Raw genomic sequence first — 6,000 nt, forward strand, 5'->3', positions numbered from 1 at the left:
CTAGCGCCTGCGGCTCTTCTTGCGCGGCGGGGGCAACGCACCCTCGGCGCGCAGCCGGGCGGCATGTTCGGCCAGCACGTCAACCAACGGGCCCACGGCGGCGGTCTCGGGCTGGACATCCACCCGAAGCCCGAATTCGGCGGCGGTCTCCGCGGTCTTGGGGCCGATGCACGCGATGATGGTGCGCGCGTGCGGCTTGCCGGCAATGCCGACCAGGTTTCGCACCGTCGAACTCGACGTGAAGCACACCGCGTCGAAGCCGCCGGTCTTGATCATTTCCCGGGTCGTCGCCGGCGGCGGAGCCGCCCGCACGGTCCGGTATGCGGTGACGTCCTCGATCTCCCAGCCCCGATCTCGCAGTCCCTCGGCCAGCGTCTCGGTTGCGATGTCGGCGCGCGGCAGCAAAACCCGGTTTACCGGGTCGAAAACACTGTCATAGGGCGGGAATTCGTCCAGCAGACCCAACGACGACTGTTCCCCTGCGGGCACCAGCTCGGGGCTGATCCCGAAGGCGCGCACCCGGTCTGCCGTCGACTCGCCAACGCACGCGATCTTGACCCCGGAGAATGCGCGGGCATCCAAACCGAATTCGCCGAACTTCTCCCACACCGCACGCACCGCGTTGGTGGAGGTGAACACCACCCACTGGAATCGACCGTCGACCAGGCCCTTGACGGCGCGTTCCATCTGCGCCGGGCTGCGCGGCGGCTCGACGGCGATGGTCGGAACTTCGACCGGCAGCGCGCCGTATGACGTCAGCCGTTCGCTCATCTCGCCGGCCTGGTCCTTGGTGCGCGGCACCAGTACGGTCCAGCCGTACAGCGCCCGGCTCTCCCACCAGTTGAGCTTTGCCCGGCTGCTCACCGTCTTGCCGATGGTCACCACTAGCGGCCCGGTTTGCGGGTCGCGTCCGTTTGCCGCAGCCACGGGGTCGGCGCCGCTCAGGACGGCTGGGTCGGTCAGCCCCTGCAGGGTGGTTTCGACCGAGCGCTGCTGACAGGTCGTCCCTTGTGCGGTTACCACGCACGGAGTTGTCTCGGCCAGCTCGTGGTCGATCAGGGTGCGGGCGGCGTCGGCCAGCTGCGATGCGGTCGCCTGCAGGATCAGCGGTCCGGGGGCCGCTGCCAGCGCCTCCCAGTCGGTGTCTTTGGGGGCGCCGCGCACATCGGCAACCGTGTGCGAAGAGCCCAGCGGCAATCCCGCATAGGTCGGTACCGCGCTGGTGGCGGCCAGGCCGGGCACGATCTCGATGTGCAGGTGGCTGCGGGCGACGGCGTTCACCTCGCTAATCACCGCGTCCACCGACAGCGGATCACCGGCCACCAGTCTCACGACGTCGACGCCGGAACGGGCCTCGGCGGTCAGAATCTTGGCGACTTCGGCGGGGTCACCCACCGCCGGACGGATGTCAGGGCCACCCGACACCACCGTGCAAGCGCCCTCTCCGTCGGAGGATGCCCCCGACGCGTCGCCGTTTTCGGCCGCTGCAGCGGCGGGCGCCGGACCCGAAACCGGCGGCAGGTCCTTGCCGATCAACGCCAGCACCGCCTCGGGTACGTCAAGGTCTGTGAACACTAAGGCGGCGTTCGCCAGGACCGTGGCGGCCCGGGTGGTCAGTAGACCGGGGTCGCCGGGACCGGAGCCCACGAACGTGATGTGGCCCGGCCTCGGCTTACGCCCTCGCGTCATCATTGTCGCTCCCACGTCTCACTCAAATACTTCCTCGCGCGGGGTCTTGCCGCGCTCCCCGCATCAGCTCCCGTGCGCCCAGCTCGAACAGCTCCGCGGCGACCGAGAGCCCCAGCTCTCGTGCCCGACCGGAAGTGCCGATGCCGGACGCGCGGATCACGTCGGATCCGTCCAGCGCCGCCACGCAGCCGCGCAGCGACAGCTCTTCGAAGACCCGCCCGTCCTCATCGATGGACTCGACCACTTCCGCGATCGCGCCCACCGGTGCGGAGCAACCGGCCTCCAATTCGGCCAGCAAGGCTCGCTCCGCGGTGACGGCCGCTCGCGTGTCGGCGTCGTCCAACTCCGCCAACACTGCCGCCAACCGGCTGTCACCGGCGCGGCATTCGACCGCGAGCGCGCCTTGGGCCGGTGCTGGCAACATCTGTACCGGCTCCAACGTCTCGGTGACGTCATCGAGGCGGCCCAGCCGGGCTAGACCTGCCCGGGCCACCACGATGGCGTCTAGATCACCACTGCTTACCCTGTTCAACCTGGTATCTAGGTTGCCTCGTAGGGGGCGGATTTCCAAACCGAGACCCAATGCCCTAAGCTGTGCTGCCCGCCGCGGCGAGGATGTCCCCACCACGGAACCGGGCGGCAATTCGCCGAGGACCAGCCCGTCGCGGGCGACAACGGCATCCCGAGGGTCATTCCTCGGGGGAATCGCCGCCACCGTGAACCTCGGGTCGGCCGCGGTGGGCAAGTCCTTGTACGAGTGCACAGCGGCATCGACGCGGCCATCCTCGATGGCCTCACGCAGCGCGGTGGTGAAGACGCCCACACCGAGATCGGCGATCGGCGCCGACGATCGGTCGCCCGCGGTGCTGATGGTCACCAGCTCCGCGGGATGACCGTTGGCGATGAGGGCGTCTCTCACGGTCGCGGCCTGGGTCGTAGCCAGCAGGCTGCCCCGAGTGCCTATCCGGATCACGTCGGCCAATCAGTTACTCAGCAGACGTCTTCGGGCTGTCGAATCCGGTTGATACAACTGGTAATTCACCGGCAGTCGCAACGGCATCGACGGCGGTCTGGTCTAGTTCGAAAAGCTCGCGCAGCGCCTCGGCATAGCTGTCGCCGCCGGGGGCACTGGCAAGTTGCTTGATCCGTACGGTGGGCGCGTGCAGCAGCTTGTCCACCACCCGCCGAACCGTGCGGGCCACCTCTTCGCGCTCGGCGCTCTCCAAGCCAGGTAGTCGGTTGTCCAGGCGCAACAGCTCCGCTTCGACCACATCGGCGGCGCGCTGGCGCAGCGCGGTAACCGTCGGGGTGACCTCGGCCATCCGCTGTCCTACCAGGTAGGCAGCGACTTCGGCGGCGACGATGTGGCGCGCCGCGTCGACGTCGGCGGCCGCGGCGTGAGCGGACGGCTCATACTGCACACGGTCCACATCGATCACCCAAACACCGGGCAGTCCGGCCACCGCGGGATCGACGTCACGCGGCATGCCCAGATCACATATCACCAGCGGGTGAGTTGCCTCATCTCGTTGTGCGGCGGCGAGCCCGTGGTGCACGTCGGCAAGCGACACCACCGGGCTCACTGCTCCGGTACAGCTGACCACCACGTCGGCGGTGGCCAACGCGTCGGGCAAGCGGTCCAGCGTCAACGCTTCGGCCGACACACCTGATTCGCGAATCTTGCGCGCCAACCGCAACGCCCGGGACGACGACCGATTGAGCACCTGGATTCCCCCGATGCCGGCGCGGGTCAGATGTGCTGCCGTCAGGGCACCCATGGCACCCGCGCCGACGACCACAGCGGACTTGCCCGCCAGCCCGCCCAATTTGCGGTCGGCCATTCCGAGGGCGACCGACACCACCGAGGCACCGGCGGCGTCGATGGCGGTTTCGGAGTGCACCCGCTTGCCGACCGACAGCGCCCGTTGGGCTAGCTCGTGCAGCACCCGGCCGACGGTGTGGTTGGCCTCAGCGCTGGCATATGCGCGCCGCACCTGACCAAGCACCTGTTGCTCGCCGACAACCGCCGAATCCAGGCCGCTGGCCACCGCGAACAGGTGCTCGACGGCGGCCTCGCTGTAGCGGACGTAGGCGTATTTGGTCAGGTCACCCATCGACATACCGGAGTATTCCGACAGCACCTGCCCAATTACCGTCAGCCCACCGTGGAACGCTTCGACCACGGCATAGACCTCAACCCGGTTGCACGTCGACAGCACCATGGCCTCGGTTACCAGCGGCGACTGCAGCACCCGGTCGACGATCTTGCCTTGATCGGACTCTTCGATGCTGAGTTGTTCGAGGACGGAGACCGGCGCACTACGGTGCGAAACTCCGAAGAGCAAGACGCTCACGGCAGCATCACCTGGCCAGCTCCCTTGCTTTTTCCCAGTAAGTGAACTGGTGTCTACGGTAGACGTTTGTCAGCTGGGCTACCAAATATCGGTGCCGGCAAGATCCGCGCGCAGCCGGGCCTCGTCGACCTCCCAATAGCTGTGCTCACGGCCGTTAAGCAGGATCACCGGCAACCGGTCGCCAAACTCGGCCCGCAGTTCAGGGTTGCCCGCCGCCGCCGCGCCATCGACATCGGTTGTCGACAGGTCAAAGCCCAGCTCAGCGGCCAGTTCGGCCAGCCGGGCGTGGGCCCGCCGGCAGATCACGCACCCGTCGCGCGTCAACAGCTCCACCTGCGGCCGGCCTTGGGATTGGCTCATGGCACCAGTGTGGCAGTTGCGGTCTGCCGGTGAATTGCGGCCGTGCCGGGCCGCCGCTAGGTTGCCGCTGTGGCCGCTGACGACAACCTGCGGGTAGACCCGCTGGTGATGCATGGTTTTGCCGAGGCGCTGGCTGGTGGTGCGGCGGATTTGCGGAGTCGGTTGGCGGAGCTTGACGGCCGGGTCGGCGAGATGCTGGGCGGCTGGCGCGGCGCGTCGGGAAGCGCCTACACCGCAGCCTGGGAGCTGTGGCATCGCGGGGCCGACGAAGTGCAGCTGGGCTTGTCGATCTTGGCGCAGTCGCTGGCTCAGGCCGGTGTGGGTTACCGCCAGAACGAAGCGGCAGCGCAGCAAGCGCTGCGAGTGGTTGGCGATGCCTGAGGCTTTTCGGGTGGATCCGGAGGCGTTGGCCGATGCGGTGCAGCAGATGGCGGAGTTTCAACGCTATGCCGAAAGCATGCTCACCGAAATCGACTCTCTGATCAGCAATTTGCACACGACGTGGTCAGGGGAAGCCGCGGCCGCCCATGCCGAGGCGCATCGGCACTGGGCCGCGGGCGAGGCGATGATGCGCGAGGCATTGGCTCGGTTGCGGACCGTCGGCGCGACCGCGCATGCCAACTACACCGGCGCGATGTCGACGAATTTGAATATGTGGTCATGACCTAATGGCGCCGCTGGCGGTGCTGCCTACCCGTCCACGGCCTCGAAATCACCGGTCAACAAATTCAAACTAAGAGAGTCGCGCAGCGGTCTTGCCCCTGCTTGGCTACCGCCAATCCGCGCTACTCAATGCTCTGAATAACGAAGCAGCTGTAAAGGGGCAAAATCTTGTGGATGTAATTATTACAGTTTGATAACGAAACAATATTGGTTCGATAAAGCGCACGAGTAGCCGGGGGCCGCTACGTACCGTTGTGCGCTACGACCCGCTCGACGAGCACTGCAGGTCGGCAGGAACGGGTTGTCATGAACGTCGTTGGTCGAGCTTGGTCGAGCTTGGTCGAGAATGGTCGAAAATGGTCGAGAATGGTCGAGGCGAGGAGGTTTTCAGTGTTGCCACCGGCGATCAACTCCTGGCATCGGCCGCAGCAAGCCACGCAGTGATGGTTTCGAAGGTGCCGGCGCCGGGATAGGCGATGGTGCACCTTCCGATTTTTCGATTTGTCAATGGAACGGCTGAGGAGGCGGCAGTGTCGTACGTGGTTATCGCGCCGGAATTACTGACGGCGGTGGCATCGGATGTGGCCGGTATCGGTTCGTCGCTGCATGCGGCGAATGCTGCGGCCGCGGTCCCGACGACTGCATTGATGGCTGCCGCAGGTGATGAGGTGTCGGCGGCGATCGCGTCGTTATTTTCCAGCCACGCTCAGCAGTATCAAGCGCTCAGTGCTCAGGCAACGGCGTTTCATGCCCAGTTTGTGCAGTCCTTGACCGGTGCTGGCAGTGCCTACGTGGCCGCTGAAGCGGCCAACGTCTCGCCGCTGCAGGCGCTGGAGCAAGCGGTGCTGGGTGCGATCAATGCACCGACGCAATTGCTGCTGGGCCGCCCACTGATCGGCGACGGCACCAACGGGGCACCGGGGACCGGCCAGGC

The 6,000-nt window shown here is 66.6% G+C and carries 7 protein-coding genes; 3 read left to right on the forward strand and 4 right to left on the reverse strand.

Annotated elements, in window-relative coordinates:
• From MSIMFI_RS02430 to MSIMFI_RS02445, 4 genes are all read right to left on the reverse strand, one after another.
• On the reverse strand, window positions 1–1,689 hold the full coding sequence (locus tag MSIMFI_RS02430) for a bifunctional uroporphyrinogen-III C-methyltransferase/uroporphyrinogen-III synthase (RefSeq protein WP_191497989.1): 1,689 nt from the start codon (window positions 1,687–1,689) through the stop codon (window positions 1–3).
• 22 nt (window positions 1,690–1,711) lie between these two features.
• Window positions 1,712–2,662 carry a hydroxymethylbilane synthase gene (gene hemC / locus MSIMFI_RS02435; protein WP_191497990.1) on the reverse strand — a complete coding sequence of 317 codons (951 nt, stop codon included), beginning with the start codon at window positions 2,660–2,662 and terminating at the stop codon, window positions 1,712–1,714.
• 13 nt (window positions 2,663–2,675) lie between these two features.
• Complete coding sequence (locus MSIMFI_RS02440) at window positions 2,676–4,043, reverse strand: glutamyl-tRNA reductase (RefSeq protein WP_191495990.1); 1,368 nt, start codon at window positions 4,041–4,043, stop codon at window positions 2,676–2,678.
• A 78-nt stretch (window positions 4,044–4,121) separates the two neighbouring features.
• On the reverse strand, window positions 4,122–4,403 hold the full coding sequence (locus MSIMFI_RS02445) for a glutaredoxin family protein (protein ID WP_191495991.1): 282 nt from the start codon (window positions 4,401–4,403) through the stop codon (window positions 4,122–4,124).
• 69 nt (window positions 4,404–4,472) lie between these two features.
• Here MSIMFI_RS02445 and MSIMFI_RS02450 point away from each other — a divergent pair, with 69 nt between their 5' ends.
• From MSIMFI_RS02450 to MSIMFI_RS02460, 3 genes are all read left to right on the forward strand, one after another.
• Window positions 4,473–4,784, forward strand: coding sequence for a WXG100 family type VII secretion target (locus tag MSIMFI_RS02450; protein ID WP_186241536.1), 312 nt, complete (start codon window positions 4,473–4,475; stop codon window positions 4,782–4,784).
• Complete coding sequence (locus MSIMFI_RS02455) at window positions 4,777–5,067, forward strand: WXG100 family type VII secretion target (RefSeq protein WP_186241535.1); 291 nt, start codon at window positions 4,777–4,779, stop codon at window positions 5,065–5,067. Before MSIMFI_RS02450 ends, MSIMFI_RS02455 begins: the two co-directional genes overlap by 8 nt.
• Before the next feature lie 529 nt (window positions 5,068–5,596).
• Window positions 5,597–6,000: PE family protein (locus tag MSIMFI_RS02460; RefSeq protein ID WP_191495992.1), on the forward strand; the 404-nt coding region annotated here is incomplete at its 3' end.

The sequence above is a fragment of the Mycobacterium simulans genome (genome assembly GCF_900232995.1).
Lineage (GTDB): Bacteria > Actinomycetota > Actinomycetes > Mycobacteriales > Mycobacteriaceae > Mycobacterium > Mycobacterium simulans.